The organism is Flavobacterium galactosi (genome assembly GCF_048158585.1).
In the GTDB taxonomy this organism is placed as follows: Bacteria; Bacteroidota; Bacteroidia; order Flavobacteriales; family Flavobacteriaceae; genus Flavobacterium; species Flavobacterium galactosi.
The window spans coordinates 484,003-510,198 of sequence record NZ_JBLNKV010000002.1; the positions used below are offsets into that span (position 1 = coordinate 484,003).

At 32.8% G+C, this 26,196-nt stretch carries 18 protein-coding genes and 3 tRNA genes; 14 read left to right on the forward strand and 7 right to left on the reverse strand.

All coding sequences use genetic code 11. The annotated features are described in order from the left end of the window. Positions 1–208 precede the first annotated feature (208 nt). From ACM55M_RS06160 to ACM55M_RS06185, 6 genes are all read left to right on the forward strand, one after another. On the forward strand, positions 209–2,038 hold the full coding sequence (locus ACM55M_RS06160) for a sensor histidine kinase (RefSeq protein WP_416856703.1): 1,830 nt from the start codon (positions 209–211) through the stop codon (positions 2,036–2,038). After that, positions 2,028–2,429 (forward strand): response regulator, encoded by a 402-nt coding sequence (locus ACM55M_RS06165; protein ID WP_416856704.1) that lies wholly within the window; start codon positions 2,028–2,030, stop codon positions 2,427–2,429. The genes ACM55M_RS06160 and ACM55M_RS06165 overlap by 11 nt, the downstream gene beginning before the upstream one ends. A gap of 66 nt (positions 2,430–2,495) precedes the next feature. Beyond that, entirely contained in the window at positions 2,496–3,410 is a 915-nt protein-coding gene (locus ACM55M_RS06170) for an ABC transporter ATP-binding protein (RefSeq protein ID WP_416856705.1), read from the forward strand. 4 nt (positions 3,411–3,414) lie between these two features. Then, on the forward strand, positions 3,415–4,251 hold the full coding sequence (locus ACM55M_RS06175) for an ABC transporter permease (RefSeq protein WP_416856706.1): 837 nt from the start codon (positions 3,415–3,417) through the stop codon (positions 4,249–4,251). 15 nt (positions 4,252–4,266) lie between these two features. Beyond that, positions 4,267–6,582, forward strand: coding sequence for a choice-of-anchor L domain-containing protein (locus tag ACM55M_RS06180; RefSeq protein ID WP_416856707.1), 2,316 nt, complete (start codon positions 4,267–4,269; stop codon positions 6,580–6,582). Between the two features lie 24 nt (positions 6,583–6,606). Beyond that, positions 6,607–11,574 (forward strand): T9SS type B sorting domain-containing protein, encoded by a 4,968-nt coding sequence (locus ACM55M_RS06185; RefSeq protein ID WP_416856708.1) that lies wholly within the window; start codon positions 6,607–6,609, stop codon positions 11,572–11,574. Between the two features lie 181 nt (positions 11,575–11,755). Here ACM55M_RS06185 and typA read toward each other — a convergent pair whose 3' ends face one another. After that, complete coding sequence (typA, locus tag ACM55M_RS06190) at positions 11,756–13,552, reverse strand: translational GTPase TypA (protein WP_416856709.1); 1,797 nt, start codon at positions 13,550–13,552, stop codon at positions 11,756–11,758. Between the two features lie 170 nt (positions 13,553–13,722). Here typA and ACM55M_RS06195 point away from each other — a divergent pair, with 170 nt between their 5' ends. After that, the gene (locus ACM55M_RS06195) at positions 13,723–15,438 is read left to right on the forward strand and encodes a PAS domain-containing sensor histidine kinase (RefSeq protein ID WP_416856710.1); all 1,716 of its coding nucleotides are present in this window, start codon (positions 13,723–13,725) and stop codon (positions 15,436–15,438) included. Then, the gene (locus ACM55M_RS06200; RefSeq protein WP_416856711.1) at positions 15,438–15,845 is read left to right on the forward strand and encodes a response regulator; all 408 of its coding nucleotides are present in this window, start codon (positions 15,438–15,440) and stop codon (positions 15,843–15,845) included. Before ACM55M_RS06195 ends, ACM55M_RS06200 begins: the two co-directional genes overlap by 1 nt. A 73-nt stretch (positions 15,846–15,918) precedes the next feature. On the opposite strand, the gene rpsT is transcribed toward ACM55M_RS06200, so the two are convergent. The 5 genes from rpsT to proS form a co-directional block, all read right to left on the reverse strand. Next, the gene (gene rpsT / locus ACM55M_RS06205; RefSeq protein WP_039109573.1) at positions 15,919–16,170 is read right to left on the reverse strand and encodes a 30S ribosomal protein S20; all 252 of its coding nucleotides are present in this window, start codon (positions 16,168–16,170) and stop codon (positions 15,919–15,921) included. A gap of 33 nt (positions 16,171–16,203) precedes the next feature. Then, positions 16,204–16,275 (reverse strand) — tRNA-Glu (locus ACM55M_RS06210). A gap of 38 nt (positions 16,276–16,313) precedes the next feature. Then, positions 16,314–16,385, reverse strand: a tRNA-Glu gene (locus ACM55M_RS06215). A 47-nt stretch (positions 16,386–16,432) separates the two neighbouring features. After that, positions 16,433–16,504, reverse strand: a tRNA-Glu gene (locus ACM55M_RS06220). A 78-nt stretch (positions 16,505–16,582) separates the two neighbouring features. Further along, positions 16,583–18,061, reverse strand: a complete 1,479-nt coding sequence (gene proS, locus ACM55M_RS06225; protein WP_416856712.1) for a proline--tRNA ligase — start codon at positions 18,059–18,061, stop codon at positions 16,583–16,585. Between the two features lie 101 nt (positions 18,062–18,162). Between proS and ACM55M_RS06230 the strand changes: the two genes are divergently transcribed. The 5 genes from ACM55M_RS06230 (at position 18,163) to ACM55M_RS06250 (ending at position 23,717) form a co-directional block, all read left to right on the forward strand. Next, complete coding sequence (locus ACM55M_RS06230) at positions 18,163–19,164, forward strand: hypothetical protein (RefSeq protein ID WP_416856713.1); 1,002 nt, start codon at positions 18,163–18,165, stop codon at positions 19,162–19,164. Between the two features lie 47 nt (positions 19,165–19,211). Next, entirely contained in the window at positions 19,212–20,714 is a 1,503-nt protein-coding gene (locus ACM55M_RS06235) for an OmpP1/FadL family transporter (protein WP_416856714.1), read from the forward strand. Positions 20,715–20,945: 231 nt separating this feature from the next. After that, positions 20,946–22,259, forward strand: coding sequence for a 30S ribosomal protein S12 methylthiotransferase RimO (gene rimO, locus ACM55M_RS06240; RefSeq protein ID WP_416856715.1), 1,314 nt, complete (start codon positions 20,946–20,948; stop codon positions 22,257–22,259). A gap of 42 nt (positions 22,260–22,301) precedes the next feature. Beyond that, entirely contained in the window at positions 22,302–22,775 is a 474-nt protein-coding gene (locus ACM55M_RS06245) for a hypothetical protein (RefSeq protein WP_416856716.1), read from the forward strand. Positions 22,776–22,814: 39 nt separating this feature from the next. Beyond that, on the forward strand, positions 22,815–23,717 hold the full coding sequence (locus tag ACM55M_RS06250) for an N-acetylmuramoyl-L-alanine amidase (protein WP_416856717.1): 903 nt from the start codon (positions 22,815–22,817) through the stop codon (positions 23,715–23,717). A gap of 376 nt (positions 23,718–24,093) precedes the next feature. Here the strand turns inward: ACM55M_RS06250 and ACM55M_RS06255 are convergent, their stop codons facing one another. Further along, positions 24,094–25,143, reverse strand: coding sequence for an outer membrane beta-barrel protein (locus ACM55M_RS06255; protein ID WP_416856718.1), 1,050 nt, complete (start codon positions 25,141–25,143; stop codon positions 24,094–24,096). A 752-nt stretch (positions 25,144–25,895) separates the two neighbouring features. Here ACM55M_RS06255 and ACM55M_RS06260 point away from each other — a divergent pair. Further along, entirely contained in the window at positions 25,896–26,177 is a 282-nt protein-coding gene (locus ACM55M_RS06260; protein ID WP_416849585.1) for a hypothetical protein, read from the forward strand. Positions 26,178–26,196 lie beyond the last annotated feature (19 nt).

Sequence of the window (26,196 nt, forward strand, 5' to 3'; positions counted from 1 at the left end):
ACAAAACTAACACGTTAACATAATTAATTATTGAAAAAAAATTCAAATGGTTTTTTTTAAAGCTAATATATAACCCCCTAAATTTAAACATATTAAAAAAACCATCTAAAAAGTTAAAATAGCATCTCATATTATGTTAAAAAAAAAACATACAAGCATATTTACTTTACATTTGATTAATTCCTATTAGATTAAACGAATACCTCCCATGACAAATAAACTTGAACTCTATTTCAAAACTGCACAATCAGCAAAGATTGGGATTTGGGAAATTAATTTAGAAACCAATCTAGTTTATTGGAATTCTGTTACGAGAGACATCCACGAAGTTCCTGATTATTTTATTCCAAGTATAGAAAAGGGGATTTTTTTTTATGCTGAAGGTGAAAATAGAATTAAAATAAAATACTTAATTGAAAGAACCATTAACGAAGGAATTCCATTCAATGATAAATTTCAAATTACTACTGCTAAGGGTAATATAAGATATGTAGAAAGTATAGGACAAATCGTTTACAAAGACGAAAAACCTTATAAATTAATTGGTACTTTTCAAGATATTACAAAAGAGCAAAATTTAATCAATGAACTTGAATTAAATGTTGAAAAATTTTCTTCCATTTTCTCGAGCGCTAATGATGCCATTATTATCATTGATGCCTTTAATGGTATCATAACCGATTGCAATCAAAGAACGACATCCCTTACCGGTTACAAATGTTCCGATTTAATAGGTACACATAATTCTGAATTATTTCCTTTAGAATATAGAAAACAAGTCCGAATTTTTCTAGCCTATAATTTAACAAGGGACGATTATGGTGTAAATGAAACCTATATAAAATCTAAATCCGGGGAGTCAATACCTGTAGAAATCGCTACCGGAAAAACATTTCAGGTCAATCAGATTACTTATTTAGTGTGTTTCATTAGGGACATAAGCGAAAGGAAAAATACGGAAGAAAAAATGAAACTGCTATCTCTTGCAGCTTCAGAAACCACCGACACTATAGTAATTGCGAATCCAGAGGGAGAGGTGATATGGGTAAATCAGGCTTATTTAGATCTTACAGGATTAGCTATGAACGAGATTATTGGTCAAAAACCCGGATATTTATCAAAAGGCCCTGAAACTGATTTACAAGCTACGGCCACAATGCGGGAAGCAATTCGGGATAAAAAAAGTATCAAAATTACTATTCTAAATTACAATAAGAAAAAAGAAAAATACTGGTTTGAATTGAATATCACTACTGTTTTTGATAATCAAAATAATTTCATAAATTTTGTTGGCGTGGGTCGAGATGTTACACTCCGAATTGAAAAAGAGATTGAACTCAAGCATTTATTAGAAGTCACCAGCCAACAAAACAATAAACTTTATAATTTTGCTCACATTGTCTCCCATAATATACGTTCACACAGTAGCAATTTAGCAATGGTTGTAGATGTAATTGAAAATACAGAAGATATTACGGAGAAACTTTCTTATTTTGATTTATTTAAAGAAGGAACCGAAAAATTATCAGAAACTATTGAATATTTAAATGAAATTATAACGATCCAGCAAAAAACTAATATTGAAAAAACAAAAATTCATTTAAAAAGTGAAATTGAAAAAACAAAAAAGGCATTAAGTCTAGCTATTAAAGAAAGTCAGATAACGATAACTCATACTATCCCCGACGAACTAATTGTAAATGCGATTCCCGCATACTTAGATAGCATTCTACTTAATTTATTTACAAATGCCATAAAATACAAATCTCCTGAACATCATGCTATTCTAGAAATCGGTCATGAAGTTAATGAACATTTTACCGTAATAACCTTTAAGGATAACGGTTTAGGAATAGATTTAAAGAAAAACGGACATAAAATTTTCGGCATGTACAAAACTTTTCATGGCAATGAAGATGCTAAAGGAATTGGATTATTTATAACCAAAAACCAACTGGAGGCGATGGATGGGAAAATTGAAGTAGAAAGCGAAGTAGGTTTGGGTTCCATTTTTAAAGTGTATCTAAATGAAAAATAAATTAACTTATATTATTGATGACGATAAAATGTCTGTCAAATTAATCAGTATTCTTATCTCAAAAAACAAGTTTTGTGAGGAAGTACATCCTTTTTATAATGCTGAATTTGCTATAGATAAATTAAAACAAAATTGTACTGAAAATGAAAATCTGCCAGATGCAATTTTACTTGATTTGAATATGCCTGTCATGGATGGATGGCAATTTCTGGATGAATTCATTCTGTTGCCAATAAAAAAAGAAATTTCAATTTTTATTATCACTTCTTCAATAGACCCCATTGATATTGAAATGGCAAAAAAATACAGCGTAGTAAAAGATTATATTATGAAACCTATTACTGCTCAAAAATTAAATGCGCTATGCCTACTAATTGGCAAAATAAACTAAATACAGTTTAATAGTAACAAATCCTAACCTTGTTCGTCCTATATAAAACTAAAAAAAACAAGCACTTTGGAAATTATACTCTCTATTAAAAATCTCAACAAACGTTATGGCAGTTTACAAGCCTTGAAAGACGTTTCCTTCGAAATATATAAAGGTAATGTTTACGGGATTCTTGGTCCTAACGGTAGCGGAAAATCGACAACTTTAGGAATTGTTTTGAATGTGGTAAATAAGACCTCAGGCGAATACAGCTGGTTTGGTGGTTCAATGCAAACTCATGAAGCATTAAAAAAAGTGGGAGCTATCATCGAAAGACCTAATTTCTATCCATACATGACGGCAAAAGAAAATTTAGAATTGGTTTGCAAAATCAAAGGGATAAATTATGCTAAAGTTAACGAAAAACTGGAATTAGTGGGTTTAATAAACCGACAAAACAGTAAATTCAGTACTTTTTCTCTTGGAATGAAACAGCGATTAGCTATAGCTTCTGCCCTACTGAATGATCCGGAAATTTTAATTCTTGATGAACCTACTAACGGTTTAGACCCCCAAGGAATCCATCAAATCCGTGATATTATCAAGCAAATAGCTGCAAAAGGAACTACTATTTTACTTGCTTCCCATTTATTGGACGAAGTGGAAAAAGTATGTACACATGCGCTAGTTTTAAGAAAAGGTGAGATTTTATATTCCGGTTTAGTTGGGGGTATGTCTACAAATGAAGGTTTCTTTGAGTTGGAAGCTGATGATATTGAAAATTTGTTATTCGTTTTAAAAACACATCCTGCTGTAAAAAGTGTTGTAAATGAAGGAGCAAAAGTTTTAGTTTATTTAAAACATGATTGGGATGCAAAGGAATTGAATCAATTTCTTTTCGAAAAAAACATTGTATTAAGTCATTTGGTTAAACGAAAAAATAGCTTGGAAGAGCAATTTTTAGAATTAACAAATAACACTAAACCAACTATCAAAAACTAAAACAATGAAACGACTTCTCTCAATTGAACTACAAAAAATATGGAAAAATAAAGCTAGTCGCGTTTTGACTCTGACTTATTTTATTCTCTTAACCTTTATTGCTTTAATAGCTTCAATCAAATTTGATCTTGGAATTTTTAAGCTTCATCTTGCTGAAATGGGCATTTTTAATTTTCCTTTCATTTGGCATTTCAACACCTATATTGCGGCAATTTTAAAGTTATTTCTGGCGATTGTTATTGTTTCAATGATGGCAAATGAATATAGCTACGGAACTTTAAAACAAAATTTGATAGACGGAATGAGTAAAAAAGAATTTATTCTGTCTAAATTCCTGACAATCGTTTTATTTGCTGCTGTATCAACTCTTTTTGTGTTTATGATGTCATTAATTCTCGGCTACAGCTTTTCTTCTTATACTGAAATTGGCATCGTTTTCTCTGATTTAGAATATATTTTGGCTTATTTCATAAAATTAATCGGATTTTTCTCTTTCTGTTTATTTTTAGGAATATTGGTAAAACGTTCGGCATTTGCACTTGGATTTCTTTTAGTTTGGAATATTATTGAAGGAATTGCCAAAGGAATCTTAACTTTTAAAATATTTCCAGAAAGCAACACCGCATCCTACATTACACAATTTTTGCCTTTGGAATCCATGTCTAATTTAATCGTGGAACCATTCTCCCGATTATCAATTATTAAGTCTATTGGAAACCAAATTGGAATGGAAAACAGTAAAGATTACGGTGTACATTTTTCATCTATTCTAATCGTTTTATGTTGGACTTTCATTTTTACATTCTTATCCTATCGCTTATTAAAAAATAGAGATTTGTAGTATCTTTACAGAGCTATGAAATGTGTAAAAACAATCTTATTTTATATCTTCATTTGTTGTACTTCAAGTAGTGCAACGGGGCAATCTATTTCAGTAAATGATTCTTATACAGCACAACAACTTGTTGAAAATATTTTAGTAAATAGCTCTTGTGCTTCTATAACAAACCCAATTGCAACTGGAGATACATTTACTGCAGGGAAAAACAGTTATGCCTATTTTAATAATCAAGGAGGTAGTTTTCCTTTTACCGAAGGCGTACTTTTAAGCACGTGGAGCAGCCAAAATTCTATAGGGCCATTTATACGAAATCAAGGAGGAGGAGATACTTCGTGGTTAGGTGATGCCGATTTAGATAAGGAATTAGGTTTTAAAACAATAAATGCTACCATCTTAGAATTCGATTTTACACCTCTAACTAATTTCATAAGTTTTGATTATTTATTCGCTTCCAATGAATACCAAGATGATTTTCCCTGCCGCTTTTCTGATGGATTTGCATTTTTAATAAAGGTAAAAGGCAGCGCTGCAAATTATCAAAATTTAGCAGTGATTCCTGGCACTACTACTCCTGTTTCATCACTAAATATCCATCCTTTGATCCCGTCATTTGGCGTATTCGGTGGATGTCCTCCAAAAAACGAAAACTATTTTGGAGGTTATAGTTCTGCCACTAGTCCTACAAACTATAGTGCCCAAACTGTGGTGATGAATGCTCAAACAAATGTTATAGCTGGAACAACATATCATATAAAATTAGTAATTGCTGATGACACTTTTCAATATTACGACTCAGCTGTTTTTCTAAAGGCAGGTAGCTTTTCTCCAAAAATAGATTTAGGACCGGATCGATTATTAACAACCAATAACCCTATTTGTTTTGGCGAAAGCTATACTATTGACACTAAATTACCAACAAGTTATAGCTACAAATGGTTTAAAGATTCAATTGAAATAGTAGGAGAAACTAACCCATCTCTATCAGTTGCAGATACAGGCGTCTATAAAGTTGAAATTACTTTGACTCCTGCAACTTGTATGACCAGTGATGAAATAAAAGTAGAATATGCTCCAAAAATCGCTTTGAATGACACCACTCTTTCCCAATGTGATGCTAACAATGATGGAGTTACTATTTTTGATTTAACCCGAGTGGATGCGTTAGTAAAAAATAATACTGTTGGTTTAAGTAACCTTGTCTATTACGAATCTTTAGCAGATGCTCAAGCACAACTCAATCCAATTACGAATACAACAAATTATCAAAATAAAACAACAAACCAAATTGTCTTTGCAAGAACTACAAATTCCTATGGTTGTGCCAATTATGCAAAACTTAACCTCCAAATTTCAAATAATAGCATAACTCCTCAAAATCCAGTTACAACCTGTGATGCAGATACCGTTCAAGATGGTTTGTATCATTTTGATTTAAATGCTCAAGTAACACCGCAAGTATTGAATGGATTGCCAGCCGGATTAGTCGTTGAATATTATTTAAATACTACTGATGCTATTGCTCAAAAAAATCCTTTACCGAACGTTTTTAATAATACCGTTGCCAATCAACAAATTATTTATGCCCGAATAGTAAATGGTTCTGATTGTTACGCTATTACTCCTGAAACGCTCATTGTTAGTACTTTTAGTCCACCAAATTTTCAAGAAGAGAAGACTGTATTATGCAACGGTAGCTCCATTAACTTAGCTGTTAATACTGGATTTTCAGGATATTTATGGAATACTGGAGCAACTACAAATGCAATTAATGTTAATACTCCCGGTAATTATTCGGTAACAGTTAATAATCCAAGTGGTTGCATGGCAACAAAGACTTTTGATGTAACGTCATCAGGAATTGCAACTATTACCGGAGCTAAAATAAATGATTTTGATGGAAACGAAAATTCAGTTTTGATTGAATATACAGGAGTAGGAAATTATGAATTTTCTCTTGACGGATCTTTTTTTCAAGACGAGCCTCTTTTCAACGCAGTAGCTTCTGGCGATTATTTAGTTTATGTTCGAGATAAAAATGGTTGCGGTCTATCCAATCCATTCAAAATTTATGTACTCGATTATCCTCGTTATTTTACTCCAAACGGTGATGGGTATAATGATTTTTGGAAAATTAAAAATCTTGATTTGATGCCTAAATCCACCATAACAATTTTTGATCGTTATGGTAAATTATTAAAAGAACTTAGGTCAACCAGCTTTGGTTGGAATGGAAATTTTAATGGATATGCTTTGCCCGCAGATGATTATTGGTTTAATTTAACTTTTGAAGATGGAAGAATAATAAAAGGCCATTTTTCATTAAAAAGATAAAACTTAATTTCCTATTTTTAGCGAATGAAAAAAAAATTACTCCTTTTCTTTATTTTTTTATCGATAGGGTGTTTTGCCCAATTTAGTAAAACGCATTATATTCCGCCAATAACCGCACAAAATGGCATGGCCGAGGATCATTATTTATACATTTCAACTCCGAATACAAATAACGTAAATTTTAAAATTATTGAAATTGGGGGAGCTATAATAACCGGTGTTGTAAGCAACAATGCACCATATGTATATAGTATTGGCACAGGAAATACAACTCAATTATTCACCCCAAAAACCAATATTGGAATTGTAAAAAACAAAGGATATATAATAGAAGCGGAAGCTTTAGTTTATGCGAGTGTAAGAGGAAATGCTACTAGAAACAACAATGGCTCATACAATCACGCTGGTGGACTTGTATCTAAAGGAAATAGCGCGCTTGGTAAAACATTTAGATTAGGCGCAATGTTAAATCCGCTTTTTGATACTTCTTTATTAAATTTCGCATCGATATTATCGACAGAAAATGGAACAAAAGTCACTATTTCAAATATTCAAACCGGCACAGTGTTATCAAACGGGACCATTATTACCGGACCAATAATAGTTACTTTAAACAAGAACGAAAGTTATGTTTTGGCTTTAGAAAATTACAACAATAGTGTTTCCAATAGCTCTAAAATGATTGGTGCCCTAGTAGAATCGGATAAACCAATAGTTGTCAATTCTGGTTCGTTTGGTGGAAGTAACAGTACAGCCACTAACAATGGAAATCCAACAGGAAGAGATGTGGGATTTGACCAAATAGTTCCTTTTGAAAAAACAGGAAAAGAATACATCTTTGTCAAAGGCAATGGTACTAATGATATAGAGCGTGTTTTACTGATTGCACATAATCCAAATACCATAATTTATTTGAATGGTATCCCAACCCCTTTTACCACATTAATTAATGCTGGCAATTATGTGGCTATTGACGGGAGTCAGTTTATTAATGGAAACTTATATGTTACCACTTCTGAAAATGTTTTTGCTTATCAAAGTATTGCGGGAACAAACTCTCCCGCTAATCAAAATCTTTTTTTTGTACCGCCATTAAATTGTGCTACGCCTAGTAGTGTTGATAATATCCCTCTTATTGAATCGATAGGAAACGTAACATTTAATGGAGGTTTAAACATCGTTACTGAAAAAGGCGCTTTGGTTAAAATAAACAATAATAATATTACAGCTACTGCCATTGATATTACAGGAAATTCAGGTTTTGTGAGATATACAATAAATAATCTATCAGGAAACATTGCCATCAAATCTACCAAACAAGTTTATGTTTCTTACTTTGGAACTAATGGAGCTGCGACTTATGGCGGCTATTATTCTGGTTTTGATCTGAAACCAGAAATTATATCCGATATAAAAATTGGCGCAAGCTCTAATTGCATCCCGGATGTAGTTTTAAGTATTAGTGCCTTGACTTCTTATGATGCTTTTGAATGGTATTATAATGATGTTGTCATTCCAAATTCTAATTCCAATTCATATACTCCTTCTGCACCTGGTTACTATCAAGTAAAAGGCACTAACTCAAACTGTGGCACCTTCGTGTTTTCAGATAAAATTCCAGTTAGTAGCTGTCCTACAAACTATGATAACGACAAAGCCAACGACAATATTGATTTAGACAACGACAATGATGGAATTACTAATTGTACCGAATCATATGGAAGCCAAAATATAAACATTTCAAATTCCGCCACAGGAACTATTGCTATTGGTAGTTATTCTAATTCCTTTACGGGAGCCATTACAACTACTGGGTCGGGATTGCCATCAGGAACATTTACAGGAAATACAGATGGTAGTTTTATCACTGAAATTCCGGCAGGAAAAACAAATAGTATAACTTATACGATGAACTTTACCATTCAAATGAGCGCAGGAATTGAATATGTTTCAACTGCAAATTCAACTGATTTATTAAATGCCGATGCTGAATATGTCATAAATTTAGATTTAAATAAAACCATAACAGTCCTCAATCCTAACAATCAATTATTGATAGACACGAATTATGATGGCATTTACGAAACTGGAATAACCCAATATTCATCATTTGAAATACGCTTTAGATTGAATGGAACTTTACCATTAACGGCCGGAACTGGTACTTTCCAATTTTTAACACATTTAGCCAATTCGATAAGTTTCACCCACAAAAATCTATCTGAAACGACCCCAAATAGAGTCACCTTAAAGCTTTTTACAACCTGTATCCCAAAAGACTCTGATTTAGACGGAATTCCCGACCAAATGGATCCAGATAGCGACAATGATGGAATTCCAGATATTAAAGAAGCTCAAGTAAACAATTCGGTGGCTTTATCAAATGCCGATTCAAACAATAATGGTTTAGACAATGCCTTTGAGCCAGGTTTTACTCCTGTTGATATTGACAAAGATGGAGTTTTAGATTATTTGGATTTAGACAGCGACAATGACGGAATTTTAGATTCAGCAGAAACTGGAAATGACATAGATGCTGACGGAATTCTAAATTACCGCGATTTAGACAGTGACAAAGATTTATGCAGTGATGTTATTGAAGCTGGTTTTTTAGATGCCAATGGAGATGGAATTCTTGGAAGTATTACACCACCTATAGTTGACGCAAATGGGTTAGTAACAAGCGGCATTGGTTACACAACACCTAATCCAAATTATCTAACGGCTGCCCCTATCGTAATAACCACGCAACCTGATTTGGCTCCAACGTGCGAATTACAAAACGCTATAGTTTCATTAACGGATAACGGCGGAAATACCTACCAGTGGCAATTATCTACTGATGGAGTAAATTGGAACAACCTAACCAACAATGCAACTTATCCAAACGTAACTGCAAGTACCCTATCCATAATAAGTGTTACCAATGCAATGAACGGTTACAAATATCGTGTAATATTAAACAAAATAGGAAATTCATGCGGATTGACTTCGTCCGAAACCACGTTGGTTATTTATGCCTTACCAGTTGTCAATAATGTGACGATAATACAATGTGATGATAACTTGGATGCGATTTCAACCTTTAATCTAACGGTAAAAAACAACGTAATTTCAAGCAATTCTGCCAATGAAACTTTTACGTACTACAAAAATTTGGCTGGAGCCAACACCGCCGATGCAGCACAACTAATAAATACACCATTGGCTTTTACAAACACAACAGCAGTAACAATGCCTGTTTGGGCTAGAGTCGTAAACACAAATGGATGTTTTAGAACCTCACAAATTACTTTACAAGTTTTGGCAACACAAATTCCGATTACTTTTAAGCGAAATTTTGTGGTTTGTGATGATTTTCTAGATACAAACGGAGCGACTACTATTAATAATAACAAAAGGGATGGAATTACTACCTTCAATTTTAGCAGCGTTACAACTGACATTAAAGCTTTGTTACCCGCTGGAAATTATACTATAACCTACTATAGAAATCAGGTCGATACCTTAGCCGAACTCAATGCAATTACTGATATTTCCAATTATAGAAATATTGGCTATCCATATACTCAAAACATTTGGGTTCGTGTAGATAGTGATGTGGACAATGCTTGTTATGGTTTGGGACCATTTGTTGCTTTAACCGTAGAAAAATTACCTTATGCCAATGTTGTTTCAATTCCAAGACAATGCGATGACAATCAAGATGGAATTTTTACTTTCAACACTTCAAATTTAGAAACCACTTTATTAGGAACCAATCAATCGTTTCCTGTGACCGTGACCTATTTTGATGCGGCAAACAATCCTTTAAAAGATGCTAACGCGGTCTTGATAACTAGTCCATTTCCAGCGACCTTCGCAACTGCTTCACAAACTATAAAGGCTGTTGTTACAAATAATACGACGCAAAAATGTTTTGACGAAACCACCATTCAATTTATTGTGGACGATTTGCCGGAAGCCTTTGCTGTTCCGGTAAATTTGACGACAACTTGTGATGACGAATCAGATCCTTTAACTCAAAATGGTAAATTTGCTTTCGATACAACCACATTCCAATCTACTATTCTAGGAACTCAAACCGGAATGACTGTAAAATATTTTGACGGAAATGGAAATCCATTGTCAAGTCCGCTACCAAATCCATTCGTTACTAGAACACAAGACATAAAAGTTGTAATAGAAAACCCAATAAACACGAATTGTACAGCCTTTACAATAATTCCTTTTGTTGTACAACCTACACCAAAAATAAATTTAAACACAAATGGAAGCGAAGACAGATTGGTTTGCCAAAACGACCCTACTTTCTTTATTCAACTCGATGCGGGAATTCAAGATGGATCTTCTACAAGTAATTACACTTATGTTTGGTCAAAAGACGGAGCCATTTTACTTGGCAAAACAGGGTATACATTAGACGTAAATGCCGAAGGGATTTATACCGTTGAAGTAGCTACATTATCCGGTTGCAGTAAAATTCGAACCATAAAAGTCACTGCTTCAAACTTGGCTCACATTGAAAATATTGTTATTACTGACATGAGCGACATAAATATGGTCACTGTAAATGTTACGGGACCCGGCGATTATGAATACAGTTTAAATGAAGCTTCCGGATATTTCCAAGATTCCAATATCTTTAATAATGTTCCCGCTGGAATTCACGAAGTATTCATAAACGACAAAAATGGATGTGGATTAGTTAGTCAAACTATCGCTGTAATTGGTATTCCAAAATTCTTTACTCCAAACAATGATGGATATAATGACTATTGGAATATAAAAGGAGTAAGCGCTGTTTTCAATTCAAAATCGACAATCTATATTTTTGACCGATACGGAAAACTGCTTAAACATATAATTCCTTCAAGTCAAGGTTGGGACGGAACTTTCAATGGATTTCTTCTACCAACAGATGATTATTGGTATACCTTAAAATTAGAAGACGGTAGAGAAGCTAAAGGGCATTTTAGCTTAAAGAGATAAATTATACCATTTAGAAATAATGAAACAGTTTTTTTCTGCCCTCACTCCCTCTCTCCAAAAAGAGGAAGCAAAAATTGGATTATTTTTATATTTTTAAGCGGTTTTAATCCTTTGATAAAAAAAAGTAAAAGCATAAAAAAAGCCATTCTTTCGAATGGCTTTTTTACTATAAAATCTAAATTTAGAATTTGAATCTTTTTCTATCTGTTTCTGTCAAATATATTTTTCTTAAACGAATAGATTTTGGTGTAACCTCTACATATTCATCTTTTTGAATGTATTCTAAAGCTTCCTCTAATGAGAAAATAATTGGAGGGATAATTCTAGCTTTTTCATCATTTCCAGAAGAACGAACGTTAGATTGTTTTTTCTCTTTAGTTACGTTTACACACATATCATCACCACGAGAGTTTTCTCCAATTACCTGACCTTCGTAAATTTCGGCATTTGGTTCAACAAAAAACTTACCACGATCTTGCAATTTATCAATAGAATAAGGAATAGCTTTTCCTTTTTCCATAGAAATCAATGAACCTTTGTTACGTCCAGAAATTTCTCCTTTGTAAGGCTCATATCCTATGAAACGGTGTGCCATAATAGCTTCACCAGCAGTAGCAGTAAGTAATTGGTTACGTAATCCAATAATTCCACGTGATGGAATATTAAATTTTATAATCATACGTTCCCCTTTAGTTTCCATACTCAACATTTCTCCTTTACGGAAAGAAACAAACTCTACCGCTCTTCCCGAAAGTGTTTCTGGTAAGTCGATTGTTAATTCCTCAATTGGCTCACATTTTTTACCATCAATTTCTTTGATGATAACTTGTGGTTGACCGATTTGTAACTCATATCCTTCTCTTCTCATTGTTTCAATAAGAACAGACAAGTGAAGTACACCACGACCAAAAACCATGAACTTATCAGCTGAATCAGTTTCACCCAATTTCATTGCTAAGTTTTTTTCCAATTCTTTATTCAATCTATCTCTAATATGACGAGAAGTTACAAATTTACCCTCTTTACCAAAGAAAGGAGAGTCATTGATTGTAAATAACATACTCATGGTAGGCTCATCAATAGCAATTGTTTGTAACGGTTCTGGATTTTCAAAATCAGCGATTGTATCTCCAATTTCAAAACCTTCAACTCCAATAATTGCACAAATATCTCCAGCAATTACTTCTTGAACTTTTTTACGACCTAGTCCTTCAAAAGTATGTAACTCTTTAATACGTGATTTCATTATTACACCATCTCTTTTGCATAATGAAATCGGCATTCCTTCTTTCAAAACACCTCTTTCAAGACGACCGATAGCGATACGACCTGTAAAAGCTGAAAAGTCTAATGAAGTAATCAACATTTGTGGTGTTCCTTCAGAAACTTTTGGAGCTGGTACATTTTCAATAACCATATCTAACAATGCTTCCACATTATCAGTTACGTTTTCCCAATGGTCAGACATCCAGTTATTTTTTGCTGAACCGTAAACTGTTGGAAAATCCAACTGCCACTCTTCTGCTCCTAATTCAAACATTAAGTCAAAAACTTTCTCATGAACTTCTTCAGGAGTACAGTTTTCTTTATCAACTTTATTAATAACAACGCATGGTTTTAAACCAAGGTCTAGTGCTTTTTGTAATACAAAACGAGTTTGAGGCATAGGGCCTTCAAATGCATCTACTAGTAGACAAACTCCATCAGCCATGTTCAATACACGTTCTACCTCACCACCAAAATCGGCGTGACCAGGAGTATCGATAATGTTGATTTTTGTTCCTTTGTATACTACAGAAACATTTTTAGAAGTAATAGTAATACCTCTTTCACGCTCTAAGTCGTTGTTATCAAGGATTAAGTCACCTGTGTTTTCGTTGTCACGAAATAACTGACAGTGATACATAATTTTATCAACCAAAGTTGTTTTACCGTGATCGACGTGGGCAATAATTGCAATGTTTCTAATAGATTCCATCTGTGATTTTTAATGGGTGCAAAGGTACACTTTATTTTGATATAAAAAATATTAATACAATAGTTTACCTATTGTTAACCATTTAGAGCCAGAAATAGTAAGTAAATAAAGCTTAAAAATAGTTTGATATCATGTTTAATAATTAAGTTTTATTTAATTATATTTGAGTAATGAAAAATAAAACCAATCAAATAACCTTAACCTACGTCCTCATCTCCATATTTATGGCCATTATTTACCATAAATTATTTCAAAACTACACTCACAATACTAATTACCAACATTATAACTTTCTAAAAGATTTGTTATTTATATCTTTTACAGGTATAACTTACAAATTTATTTTATCAAAAAACGACAATAGAAATATCGCTGTTTTTGAAAAATTAAAGAATACAAATGACGAAATTAAAGAATCAAACGAAAAATATGACATTGTAGCAAAAGCAACAAGTGACACTATTTGGGATTGGAAAATACAAGAAGATAATTTATCTTGGAATAAAGGAATAGAAAGTGTTTTTGGCTATAAAGAAGATCAGGTAGGCGAAAACTCAACATGGTGGTTTGATAAAATCCATCCTGAAGACAGTATTAAAATGTCTATTAAATTATATTCATTCATAGAACAAAAAACAGAAAAATGGCAAGACCAGTATCGGTTTAGATGTGCGGACAACTCCTATAAATACGTTCTTGACAGAGGATTCCTTCTTAAAGACTTAGACGGAAAAGCCATAAGAATGATCGGAGCAATACAAGATATAACAAAACAAAAAGAAGAAGAACAAAGACTTAAACTATTAGAAACTGTAATTACACAATCTAAAGATTCCATAATTATAACCGAAGCCAATTCCAGCAACGCCAGGATTCCAAAAATAATTTATGTCAACCCCGCTTTTACCATTATGTCAGGATACAATTCTGAGGAAATTATTGGAAAAACTCCAAATCTTTTTAAAGGTCCAAATTCTGACAAACAAGAGTACAACAAATTAATTAGCGCTTTAAAAAATAAGGAAGAGTGTTTAATTGAGACTATTAGTTATAAAAAAAGTAAAGAAGAATATTGGGTTCGCTTTTCTATGATTCCTATATACAATTCAGAAAATGAACTTTCGCATTGGATTTCAATACAAAGAGACGTTTCTGAAGAAAAGAAACAAGAAAAAGAAAAAGAGCAGCTTATTCGAGAATTAACACAAAACAATAAAGACTTAAAGCAATTTTCTTACATTACTTCTCATAATCTTAGAGCACCTTTATCTAACCTGACAGGTCTTTTAAACTTAATTGAAGATATCCCCATAGAGAATCAAGAATTAAAGGAAATCCTAAACGGTTTTAATAAATCAACGCATTTATTAAATGAAACAATTAATGACTTAGTAAAAGTTATTATCATCAAAGACAATCCTTCAATTCAAAAAGAAGCTGTACTTTTAAAAGAAATCTTTGAAAACGTTTTTAATCAGCTCAGTTTTCAAATTGAATTGTACAAACCCATAATTAAACTTAATTTCGAAAAAGTTTCAGTTTTAAATACAAACAAGGCCTATATAGAAAGCATATTGTTAAATCTATTGACAAATGCTATAAAATACAAATCTGAAAATAGAAAGCTTAAAATAACAATTAACGCTAATGAAGTTGACGACACTGTTTATCTAATATTCACAGACAATGGAATAGGCATAGATTTAGAAAGAAATAGAGAGAAAGTTTTTGGACTATACCAGAGATTTCACAATTATCCTGATAGTAAAGGACTTGGATTATACCTTGTAAAATCTCAGGTTGAAACTATGGGAGGAACTATTAACATTGAAAGTGAAGTAAACAAAGGAACTACATTCACGTTAACATTTAAAAACAAACAATAATGTTGGATCAAATTTTATGCGTTGATGACGACCCCATAACACTTATGTTATGCAAAAAAGTGATCACTAAAGCATCCTTTTCAAATGAAATAATTACTTCTCAAAACGGAGAAGAAGCGCTTAATTTCTTTAACAAACTAAAAGGCACTAACTCTGAAAGCGAATTAAAAAAACACCCTCAATTAATCTTTTTAGATTTAAATATGCCAGTAATGGGAGGGTGGGAGTTTCTAGATATTTTTAACACCGATGACTATTCGGAATTCAACACTATAAAAGTAATTGTTCTTTCCTCTACAATAGACCCTGAAGACTTAGAAAAAGCAAAATCATACTCTATGGTCATTGATTTTTTATCAAAACCTATAACCGTGTCAATGCTTGAATACTTAAAAAATAAAATATAAAAAACAATAACTATAAAAAAAGCTCTCAATAAATTGAGAGCTTTTTTTATAGTTATTTTAAAAATTGTACTAATTACAATTTAGCAACATGTTTCGTTAATTTAGACTTTAAATTAGAAGCTTTGTTATCATGAATGATATTTTTCTTAGCTAATTTATCAATCATAGATATTACACTTGATAATTTAGAAGTAGCATCTACTTTATCAGTAGCTATTCTTAATGCTTTAATTGCATTACGAGTAGTTTTGTGTTGGTATCTATTTAATACTCTTCTCTTTTCGTTACTTCTAATTCTCTTTAGAGCTGATTTATGATTTGCCATTTTATTGCTTTTTTATCTTTTACTATTTTTTTGTAGTCCGTAAGGGAATCGAACCCCTGTTACCAAGACGAAATCTTGGCGTCCTAACCCCTAGACGAACGGACCTTATCCTCCTAAGTTTTTATCAATCTAAATTGAAATTGTAGCCCGTAGCGGAATCGAACCGCTCTTACATGGATGAAAACCATGCGTCCTAACCGATAGACGAACGGGCCATTTTTCCCTCTAAGTTCAGGAAAACTTTAACATGCAAAAAAAATAGTAGCCCGTAGCGGAATCGAACCGCTCTTACATGGATGAAAACCATGCGTCCTAACCGATAGACGAACGGGCCCTGCTTCTCTAATGCGGATGCAAAAATACAACTATTTTTGAAACGTACAATAGTAGATGCAAAAAAAATTATTTTTTTTTAATATGCCTTCGCAAACAACACTCTTCCTACAGACTCAGCCCCAGTAAAAACACAGCTTCCCGCCTCTTCTACCCTATCCAAAGGGATGCATCTAATCGTAGCTTTGGTTAAATCTTTTATCTTCTCTTCCGTTGCTGCAGTTCCATCCCAATGAGCTGATACAAAGCCTCCTTTAGCCTCTAAAACTTGTTTAAATTCATCAAAACTATTTACTTCAGTAATATGCGTGTCACGATAATTTAAGGCTTTATCAAACAAATCAATCTGAATTTGAGCTAATAAATCGTTGATATAAGTTACAATTCCGTCTTTGGAAACAACTTCTTTAGTCAATGTATCTCTTCGTGCAACTTCAAAAGTGCCGTTCTCTAAATCTTTAGGACCAACAGCAATTCTAATAGGAACTCCTTTCAATTCATATTCATTGAATTTGAATCCTGGTTTTTGCGTAGTCCTGTCATCGTATTTAACCGCAATTTTTAGTTTCTTGAATTGGGAAACTAAATCAGCAACCACAGTTGATATTTCTTCTAATTGTTCATCTGTTCTGTGAATTGGAACAATAACCACCTGAATAGGCGCTAAATTTGGAGGTAAAACCAATCCTTTATCATCTGAATGTGTCATTACCAAAGCCCCCATTAATCGAGTAGAAACTCCCCATGAAGTTCCCCAAACGTGTTCTTGCTTTCCTTCAGCATTAGCAAATTTAACATCAAATGCTTTAGCGAAGTTTTGTCCTAAAAAGTGAGACGTTCCTGCCTGCAATGCTTTTCCGTCTTGCATTAAGGCTTCTATGCAATAGGTTTCCTCAGCACCGGCAAAACGTTCTGTTTCAGTTTTAAAACCTTTTATTACTGGAATTGCCATAAAATTCTCCGCAAATTCAGCATACACATGCATCATTTTTTCAGATTCTTCAATAGCTTCAGCTTTTGTAGCATGAGCAGTGTGCCCTTCTTGCCATAAAAACTCTGCAGTACGTAAAAACAATCTTGTTCTCATTTCCCATCGCACCACATTTGCCCATTGATTAATCAACAACGGCAAATCTCTATAAGATTGCACCCATCCTTTGTAGGTTGACCAAATAATAGCTTCACTTGTTGGACGAACAATTAATTCTTCTTCCAGTTTTGCATTAGGGTCCACCATAAGTTTTCCTGGCCTATCGGGATCATTTTTTAATCTATAATGCGTTACAATAGCACATTCTTTTGCAAATCCTTCCGCATTTTTTTCTTCTGCTTCAAACATGCTTTTTGGAACAAATAAAGGAAAATAGGCGTTTTGATGACCTGTTTCTTTAAACATTCGATCCAACTCAGCTTGCATTTTTTCCCATATTGCATAACCGTAAGGCTTGATAACCATACAGCCTCTAACTCCTGAATTTTCGGCTAAATCGGCTTTTACAACCAACTCGTTATACCATTTTGAATAATCTTCTGATCTTGTAGTTAAGTTCTTACTCATATTGAATAGTTTGGCACAAATTTTGTTTTAATAATTTTAACTAAATAGTTCCGCAAAACTAACTATTTTTGTATTGTCCAACAATAAAAAACCCCATAGATATGAAAACTAGTACTTTTTCCCTCAAAAACACATCAATTTATTATATTGTTGGTTTTTTGAGCATTCTGTTAACCTCATGTGGCTCTTATCAAAATAGCTCTTACTATGACGGGGATGGGATTTATGGAAATTCAAACAGAAAAATCATTGAAAGTGAGAATCAAAATACTCCAAATAATTATTACAAAAATTATTTTGGTTCTTTACAAGACAACAATCAATCGCCTGAGGTTTTTACCGATGTGGATAACTATACTTCTTATGACGATAGCATCCAAGGCACGAACCAAAACTATGGCGGATGGGGAAGTAATTCCCGTGAAACCGTAATAAATGTATCGCCTAATTACTGGGATTTTTCTTTAGGCTATGGTATGGGCTATCCTAATTATGGTTATGCAAATTACGGCTATGGTTATCCATATTATGGATATGGATATTCTAGTTTTGGTTACTCTGGTTTTGGCTGGAACTTCCCATATTACGGTTTTGGGTTTGGATTTGGATATGCTAATTACGGGTATGCTAATTATGGATATGGCTATAATCAAGGCTATTACAACAACTACTCTTACAATCCTAGCCGAAGAGGCTCCTCCTCCTATTCTAATACAGTAAACGGCAATAGAAACTATACCAACCGAAGTTCCACAAATTATTCTCAAAACCAAACTAATAGTTACAGAGGATCAAACGATAGAAATTCTACTTATAATAGCATCAACAGCAGAACAAGTCCTACTTTCACAAGAAATCAGAATCAGAACAATACTTTCAGTAATTCTAATCGAAGAACTAGCACAAATACAAACAGTGCTCGCAGCGAAAGCAACAACAACAACAACACTACAAGATCTTACACACCAAGTTCAAGAAGCGACAGCAGTCCTTCAACTTCCAGATCATATAACCCTAGCTCAAGTGGTTCCAACTATGGTGGAAGCGGTGGCGGAAACAGTGGCGGTGGCGGAAGATCATCTGGCGGAGGTGGAAGACGATAACGCTTCCCTCATATTTGAATAAAAACTAAACTTTACCTGAAATAAAAATGAAAAAATATTTATTCCTACTAATAACTGGCTTCACTTTTAGTGCTGCACAGTCACAAGAAATAACAGATGCGATGCGATATGCGCAGGACAATTTGAATGGAACAGCACGTTTTAGAGCTATGGGTGGTGCTTTTGGAGCGCTTGGTGGAGATTTATCTTCTTTGAATATAAATCCCGCAGGTTCTGCTGTTTTTTCAAATAATCAAATAGGTGTAACTTTGAGCAGTTACAATACGAAAAATAATTCCAACTATTTTGGTACTGAAACCACCGAGAAAGATAATTCATTTGATTTAAATCAAGCTGGAGGTGTTTTTGTTTTTAATAATAGAAATTCAAATAGCAATTGGAAAAAGTTTTCAGTAGGAGTTAATTATGACAACATAAACAACTTCAATAATTCTTTGTTCGCTGCGGGAACCAATCCAAATAATTCAGTTGACGGCTATTTTTTAAGTTATGCTGATGGAGTCCCATTAAATATACTAGAAAACTCAAGCTATGGAAATTTAGATCACGGAGCTCAACAAGCTTTTTTAGGATATCAAGGATATATCATTAACCCTGTTAGCACAAATCCAAACAACACACAATACAATTCAAATGTTCCTGCAGGTGGAAATTATTATCAAGAAAACACCATCAGCACTAATGGATATAACGGAAAATTATCATTTAATGCCGCAACATCCTATAAAGACAAACTATATATAGGAGTTAATTTAAACTCCCATTTTACAGATTACAGACAATCTTCCATTTTTTACGAAGAGAACAGCGCTCCATTAACCTCGGATTATACTGTGACTAATTTACATTTTAACAACGAATTATATACTTACGGAACTGGATTTTCATTTCAAGTCGGTGCTATTGCAAAAGTTACTAATGAAATTCGCTTAGGACTAGCTTACGAATCATCAACTTGGTATCACTTAAGCGACGAGTTTTCACAACGATTAGTAGCCGTGAGTAGCGCAACAAATCTTCCAGACACGAATGATGTGGTAAATCCCCAAGTTACAAATTATTACGAACCTTACAAATTACAAACACCAAGTAAACTTACGGGAAGTTTTGCTTATGTTTTTGGCAAATCAGGATTGATAAGCATTGATTATGCCATGAAAGATTACAGCAAGACGAAATTCAAACCAGAAAACGATTCTTATTTCAGTAATACAAACAGCTATATGAATTCAGTTTTGGATAAAACCAATGAAGTAAGAGTGGGCGCTGAATACAAAATTGAGCGATTAAGTTTAAGAGCAGGATACCGCTACGAACAAAGCCCCTATAAAAACAAAACAACTGTTGGTGATTTGACTGGTTATTCAGGCGGTTTGGGTTATAATTTTGGCTCAACCAAGGTAGATTTATCGTATTCATCGTCGGAAAGAAATTCTCAACAAGGATTTTTCAATCAAGGATTTACAGATGGCGCTAAAATAAATACTATCAACAATAACGTTTCTTTGACTTTATTGTTTGAATTATAGTTTCCCCAAAAAAAAATACTAATAAGAATCCGTTTCGTTATTATGGAACGGTTTTTTTTAGCCCTGATGGTCCCGAAATTTCGGGAGAAATCCTCCCGATTTTTTTTCGGGAGATTGCAACGTACAGCAGGAATGGCTCCATAAAAAAATTGAAAAGAAACTGAAATAAGTTCAGTTTGAATAAAAAATTGTAATTTTGCAAAATTCCCAAATTATCGGGATTCTAATGTTATGAGAACGAAGTCTTTAAAAAAGAATAAAATCAACGTAATCACTCTTGGGTGTTCGAAAAATGTATATGACAGTGAAGTGCTTATGGGACAGCTTCGCGCAAGCGGAAAAGATGTTACTCACGAAGCTCCAGAAGCTGAAGAAGGAAATATTATTGTGATAAATACTTGTGGATTTATTGATAATGCTAAGGCAGAATCAGTAAACATGATTTTGCAATATGCCGATAAAAAAGAAAGAGGATTAGTAGATAAAGTATTCGTTACCGGATGTTTATCTGAACGTTACCGACCTGATTTAGAAAAAGAGATTCCAAATGTGGATCAGTTTTTTGGTACTACTGAGTTGCCGCAATTACTGAAAGCTTTGGGTGCCGATTATAGGCATGAATTATTGGGAGAACGATTAACTACAACTCCTAAAAATTATGCCTATTTAAAAATTTCCGAAGGTTGCGACAGACCATGCAGTTTTTGTGCGATTCCATTGATGCGAGGAAAAAACGTTTCACAAACCATTGAAAAATTGGTAAAAGAAGCTGAAGGCTTAGCTAAAAACGGTGTAAAAGAATTAATTTTGATTGCCCAGGATTTGACTTATTATGGGCTGGATCTTTACAAAAAAAGAAATCTTGGTGAATTATTAGAAGCGTTGGTAAAAGTAGAAGGAATCGAATGGATTCGTTTGCATTACGCCTTTCCGACTGGTTTCCCAATGGATGTTCTGGAAATCATGAAACGTGAACCTAAGATTTGTAATTATATTGATATTCCGTTGCAACATATTTCAGATTCAATTTTGAAATCAATGCGTCGCGGAACAACTCAGGCAAAAACAACAAAATTATTGAAAGATTTCCGTGAAGCTGTTCCCGGAATGGCAATTCGTACCACTTTGATCGTAGGATATCCCGGAGAAACACAAGAGGATTTCAACATATTGAAAGATTTTGTTCAAGAAATGAAATTTGACAGAATGGGTTGTTTTGCTTATTCTCACGAAGAAAATACCCATGCTTATTTATTGGAAGACGATGTTCCAGATACAGTCAAACAGGAGCGTGCGAATGAAATTATGGAATTACAATCTCAAATTTCCTGGGATTTAAACCAAGAGAAAGTAGGACAAACATTCAAATGTATCATCGACAGAAAAGAAGGTGGTCATTTTGTGGGACGTACTGAATTTGATAGTCCTGATGTAGATAACGAAGTTTTAATTGATGCTTCAAAACATTATGTAAAAACTGGTGAGTTTGTAATGATAAAAATTATCGAGGCTACAGAATTTGATTTGTATGGTGAGCCCGCTTAGATTTATAATATAGTTTTTGAAAACATTTTTAAAACATTTTATATGAAAATAGTTCAGTCATTAGTAGTGGGTGCATTTATGTTATTATCTATTAACACTATATCCGCACAATATGGAAATAATGGGTATGGCGGAGGTGGTTACGGCGGTTATGGTGGAAATGGCTATGGAAGCGGCCGCATGAATAGCAGCATGGACCAAGATAGAAGTCAAGAAAAACCAAAAGAAATTCCTGTGGAAGAGACCGTTGGAAAAATAATGGAAAAAATAAAGCCCGCACTTACTCTTGATGCGCTTCAAGAAATTGCTATATCAAATATTTTCATTGAAAGTATAAAACGCCAAGGGGTCATACTAAAACAAGAAACCAATCAAAGCGATCAAATGAAAGATATTCAAATTCTGAACGAAAATACTGAACGGAAAATCGTGGAATTATTGAATGATGATCAAAAAGAAAAATACAAGGTTCTTAAAGAAGAAAGTAAAAACCCGAAAAAATCCAAAAAGAAATAGATAACTCGTATTTTGGTACGTAAAAATGAAATTTAAAATATGAGAAAATCCTTTTACTACCTGATTTCAGCTGTTGTAATTACATCTTGCTCCACTAATCCTTATAAAGCCAGTGAGAAAGTTTATGACGCAAAACTTAAAACATTAAAAGACCAGATTTCAACTAAAGAGCCACAGCCTTTGCCATATGTTGCCGAAACTGCAATAAGCATTGATACTTTATACGCGAAACAATTACATATTTTTAAAGATTCCATTTCAAAAATGGGATCAACCCCTTTGCAAAATGGAATTAATACAGAATGGATAGGTACCGTAAATTTTAATTTACGAAAACCTAACTTCATAATTATTCATCATACTGCCCAAGACTCATTGCAACAAACCGTTAAAACATTTACAAAAACGGAAACACAGGTAAGTTCCCATTATGTAATTTCAGATAATGGAAAAGTGGTTCAAATGTTAAATGATTATTTAAGAGCCTGGCACGCCGGGACGGGTTCATGGGGAAAAAACACTGACATCAACTCATCATCTATAGGAATTGAGTTAGATAATAATGGTACAGAACCTTTTACTGAATTACAAATAAACAGTTTACTGGCACTTTTGACTAAATTAAAAAAAGACTATAATATTCCTGCTCAAAATATAATTGGTCATTCTGATATTGCTCCAACCAGAAAAAAAGATCCCAGTGCTTTATTTCCATGGAAAATTTTAGCGGAGAAAGGTTTTGGAATTTGGTCAGATGATTTTTTAGAAATTGCTCCATTAGATTTTAATGTAGAACAAGGATTACGAATTATCGGCTATGATACTAAAAATCTTTCGGCAGCTGTAATTGCATTCAAATTACATTATATTCAATCTCAGGTTGATGCTACAGTAGATGAAAACACTAAGAATACCATCTACTCTATTTATAAAAAACAATAATTCATTCGTTCCAAATAAATTAAAGCAAAATCGGCTTTTTGAAAAATTCAAAAAGCCGATTTTTTTGTTTGATACTATTTCTCTAATAATTTGCATGAATAAATTGATTGTTGATAATTGTCAGATTTAACAAAGTCTAAACCCTTATTAATACTATTAAACAACAACAAATCCTTTAACTATATTCTGTCTTAAATTTTGATAAAAAGACTCTATTTGACATTATAAAGACACTGCATTTTCAAAGATAAAAAATCACTCATCTCAAGACAATTCATCTGTAAAAATATCCAGTTTTGGTTCAATAAAAAAAGCTGCCAAAATACTTAAAAAGTATCTTGACAGCAAAAAAAAAATATTATTTTCTCTAAATTAATTAGAAACTATACGTTGTTCCAAGTAAAACATATGCATTAGAACTTGTTGGAAGTGCATCGCTATCTAAAAATACATCTTCTGATGAAAGATCAATTCTAACCTCAGGAATAATCGTTAAATTACCAACTTTGTAATTCAATGAAAGCGTGTTCCCCACAATACTAGACCCGCCTAAAGCAGAAAGAGCTACAGCTGCATCCGTTGCATCAAAATATTCTAATCTGTATGCTAAACTAAGATTATCTTTTGCAGCATAACTAGCATATCCAATCAAAGCAAACCATTTTTCATCATTTGCACTAGTCACATCATCATTTATTAAAGCGTACGTTCCGTTAAATCCTAGAGAAAATTTATCAGAAATCTTTTTAGAAGCTACTATATCAAATTGCGTTTTATTCACAGTAGTTGCAGGATTTGCACTTCCAGAAGTTGCATTAAAATAAACACTTCCTGAATCCCCAACATAAGCAACTTGTCCTATGAATGTTTTTTGAGTAGAACCAGCTTCAATAGCCGTTTTAAAATCCGTTGGATTAGTTACCCCTGCCATAAAACTAACTTTACCTGAGGTAAATTGCGCTTTTACACCTGTATTAAAAAATGGTCCGTTTGTAAAAGCATAAGACATACTGTAGTTTTTATTATCCACAGCATCCAATAACTCATATCCTATATGAGTACCAAAGCTACCTGCAGTAACTTTAAATTTATCTGAAAATTCATAAGTGAAATTTAATTGTTTAATCATAAATGAACTTGCATTATCATTGTATGTAAATTCCTTTGCTCTATTTCCAAAGCCTAAATCAACAAACACAGATCCTTTTCCCATTTTATGAGATGCCTCAATAGAAGCCATCCCTAACTCAAATGAGTTATGAGAATTAGTAAAACTAGTTTTACCGTTTCCCGCTAAATTAGCAAAATCATATTTGTAATACATATCTGCTGATCCTCCAAAAGTAGTTGCTGGTGCTGGTGTTTCTTGTGCAAATGTCATACTCGTCGTTAGCATTAATGCTAAAATTAGTCCTGCTTTTTTCATGTTTAATTTAGTTTTAATTATTAATCTGGTTGGTTATTGTTTTAGTTTAATGCTTATAAAATATTCAAATCAAATCCTTTTTATTAATACGAAATAAAAAAAAGCAGTGATAATTATTCTTTTTTATGAGTAAAACACCTTTTTCTTTTGGCGAATTTATTAACTTTTATTTTAAGATGAATAATTAATAATTACTTTTTTAGCTCTTTCTGAGAAGAATTATTGATAACAAAAAATCATTGGAGAATAATATACATTCCATATTATTATTGTAATATTTTAAAAAATCAATAATAAGGATATTCTCAAAACCTCCATTTTTTCATACACCACCATTAAAACACCTATTAAAAATGATTTTTTATATCTATTTTATACTTTAAATTATTTCATACCCTATATTTTTACCCCTTGTGACTAAAATCATTCTTTTTACATTAAAAAAATAAAACAACTATTATTATCCAATTCTTCATTATAAAAATCCAAACTATAAATAAAAACGCTTTCCCAATTTCCAATCCAATGTGCAAGAAATAAAAAACATCTAAAGATTAAAAAGCCAAAATTTTACAGAAATTTATTTTATGTATTATCAAATAATTAATTACCCGTAAATCAAAATTTCAATTGCAAGAGAAATACCATCATGAAAACCTTTTTCTCCTTTTATTAGCTATACAGATGTTAATTTTATTTTAAATTTCACAAAGTAGTATTGATTTCATTTGTTAAATTCTATTTTTGCAGCTATGAAGCTGATCGCACAAATATTATTGTTTGTTTTTATTGCTTTTCTTTTAACACCAACAATTGTTAGTGCAATACAGAAAAGTGCTGACACTTCTATTACCTATAGTTTTTCTGAGGAAGAACAATTACACAAACAGATTAAAGCAATTTGCCATTTTGATATGGGTTATGAAATAATCAATTTATCAGAATTAACTTCAACTCTTATTCTATCAGAGAATTTGTCTAAGCACGATATAATTGCTTCTTCTATATTTATTCCCCCACCCGACCAAGTTTAATACAACGTTGATTTTAAAA

Excerpts from the sequence above, each read along its gene's own strand:
- ACM55M_RS06160 (WP_416856703.1), top strand. The coding sequence starts at position 209 with ATGACAAATAAACTTGAACTCTATTTCAAAACTGCACAATCAGCAAAG.
- ACM55M_RS06165 (WP_416856704.1), top strand. The coding sequence starts at position 2,028 with ATGAAAAATAAATTAACTTATATTATTGATGACGATAAAATGTCTGTC.
- ACM55M_RS06175 (WP_416856706.1), top strand. The coding sequence starts at position 3,415 with ATGAAACGACTTCTCTCAATTGAACTACAAAAAATATGGAAAAATAAA.
- ACM55M_RS06180 (WP_416856707.1), top strand. The coding sequence starts at position 4,267 with ATGAAATGTGTAAAAACAATCTTATTTTATATCTTCATTTGTTGTACT.
- ACM55M_RS06185 (WP_416856708.1), top strand. The coding sequence starts at position 6,607 with ATGAAAAAAAAATTACTCCTTTTCTTTATTTTTTTATCGATAGGGTGT.
- typA (WP_416856709.1), bottom strand. The coding sequence starts at position 13,552 with ATGGAATCTATTAGAAACATTGCAATTATTGCCCACGTCGATCACGGT.
- ACM55M_RS06195 (WP_416856710.1), top strand. The coding sequence starts at position 13,723 with ATGAAAAATAAAACCAATCAAATAACCTTAACCTACGTCCTCATCTCC.
- ACM55M_RS06200 (WP_416856711.1), top strand. The coding sequence starts at position 15,438 with ATGTTGGATCAAATTTTATGCGTTGATGACGACCCCATAACACTTATG.
- rpsT (WP_039109573.1), bottom strand. The coding sequence starts at position 16,170 with ATGGCAAATCATAAATCAGCTCTAAAGAGAATTAGAAGTAACGAAAAG.
- proS (WP_416856712.1), bottom strand. The coding sequence starts at position 18,061 with ATGAGTAAGAACTTAACTACAAGATCAGAAGATTATTCAAAATGGTAT.
- ACM55M_RS06230 (WP_416856713.1), top strand. The coding sequence starts at position 18,163 with ATGAAAACTAGTACTTTTTCCCTCAAAAACACATCAATTTATTATATT.
- ACM55M_RS06235 (WP_416856714.1), top strand. The coding sequence starts at position 19,212 with ATGAAAAAATATTTATTCCTACTAATAACTGGCTTCACTTTTAGTGCT.
- rimO (WP_416856715.1), top strand. The coding sequence starts at position 20,946 with ATGAGAACGAAGTCTTTAAAAAAGAATAAAATCAACGTAATCACTCTT.
- ACM55M_RS06245 (WP_416856716.1), top strand. The coding sequence starts at position 22,302 with ATGAAAATAGTTCAGTCATTAGTAGTGGGTGCATTTATGTTATTATCT.
- ACM55M_RS06250 (WP_416856717.1), top strand. The coding sequence starts at position 22,815 with ATGAGAAAATCCTTTTACTACCTGATTTCAGCTGTTGTAATTACATCT.
- ACM55M_RS06255 (WP_416856718.1), bottom strand. The coding sequence starts at position 25,143 with ATGAAAAAAGCAGGACTAATTTTAGCATTAATGCTAACGACGAGTATG.
- ACM55M_RS06260 (WP_416849585.1), top strand. The coding sequence starts at position 25,896 with ATGAAGCTGATCGCACAAATATTATTGTTTGTTTTTATTGCTTTTCTT.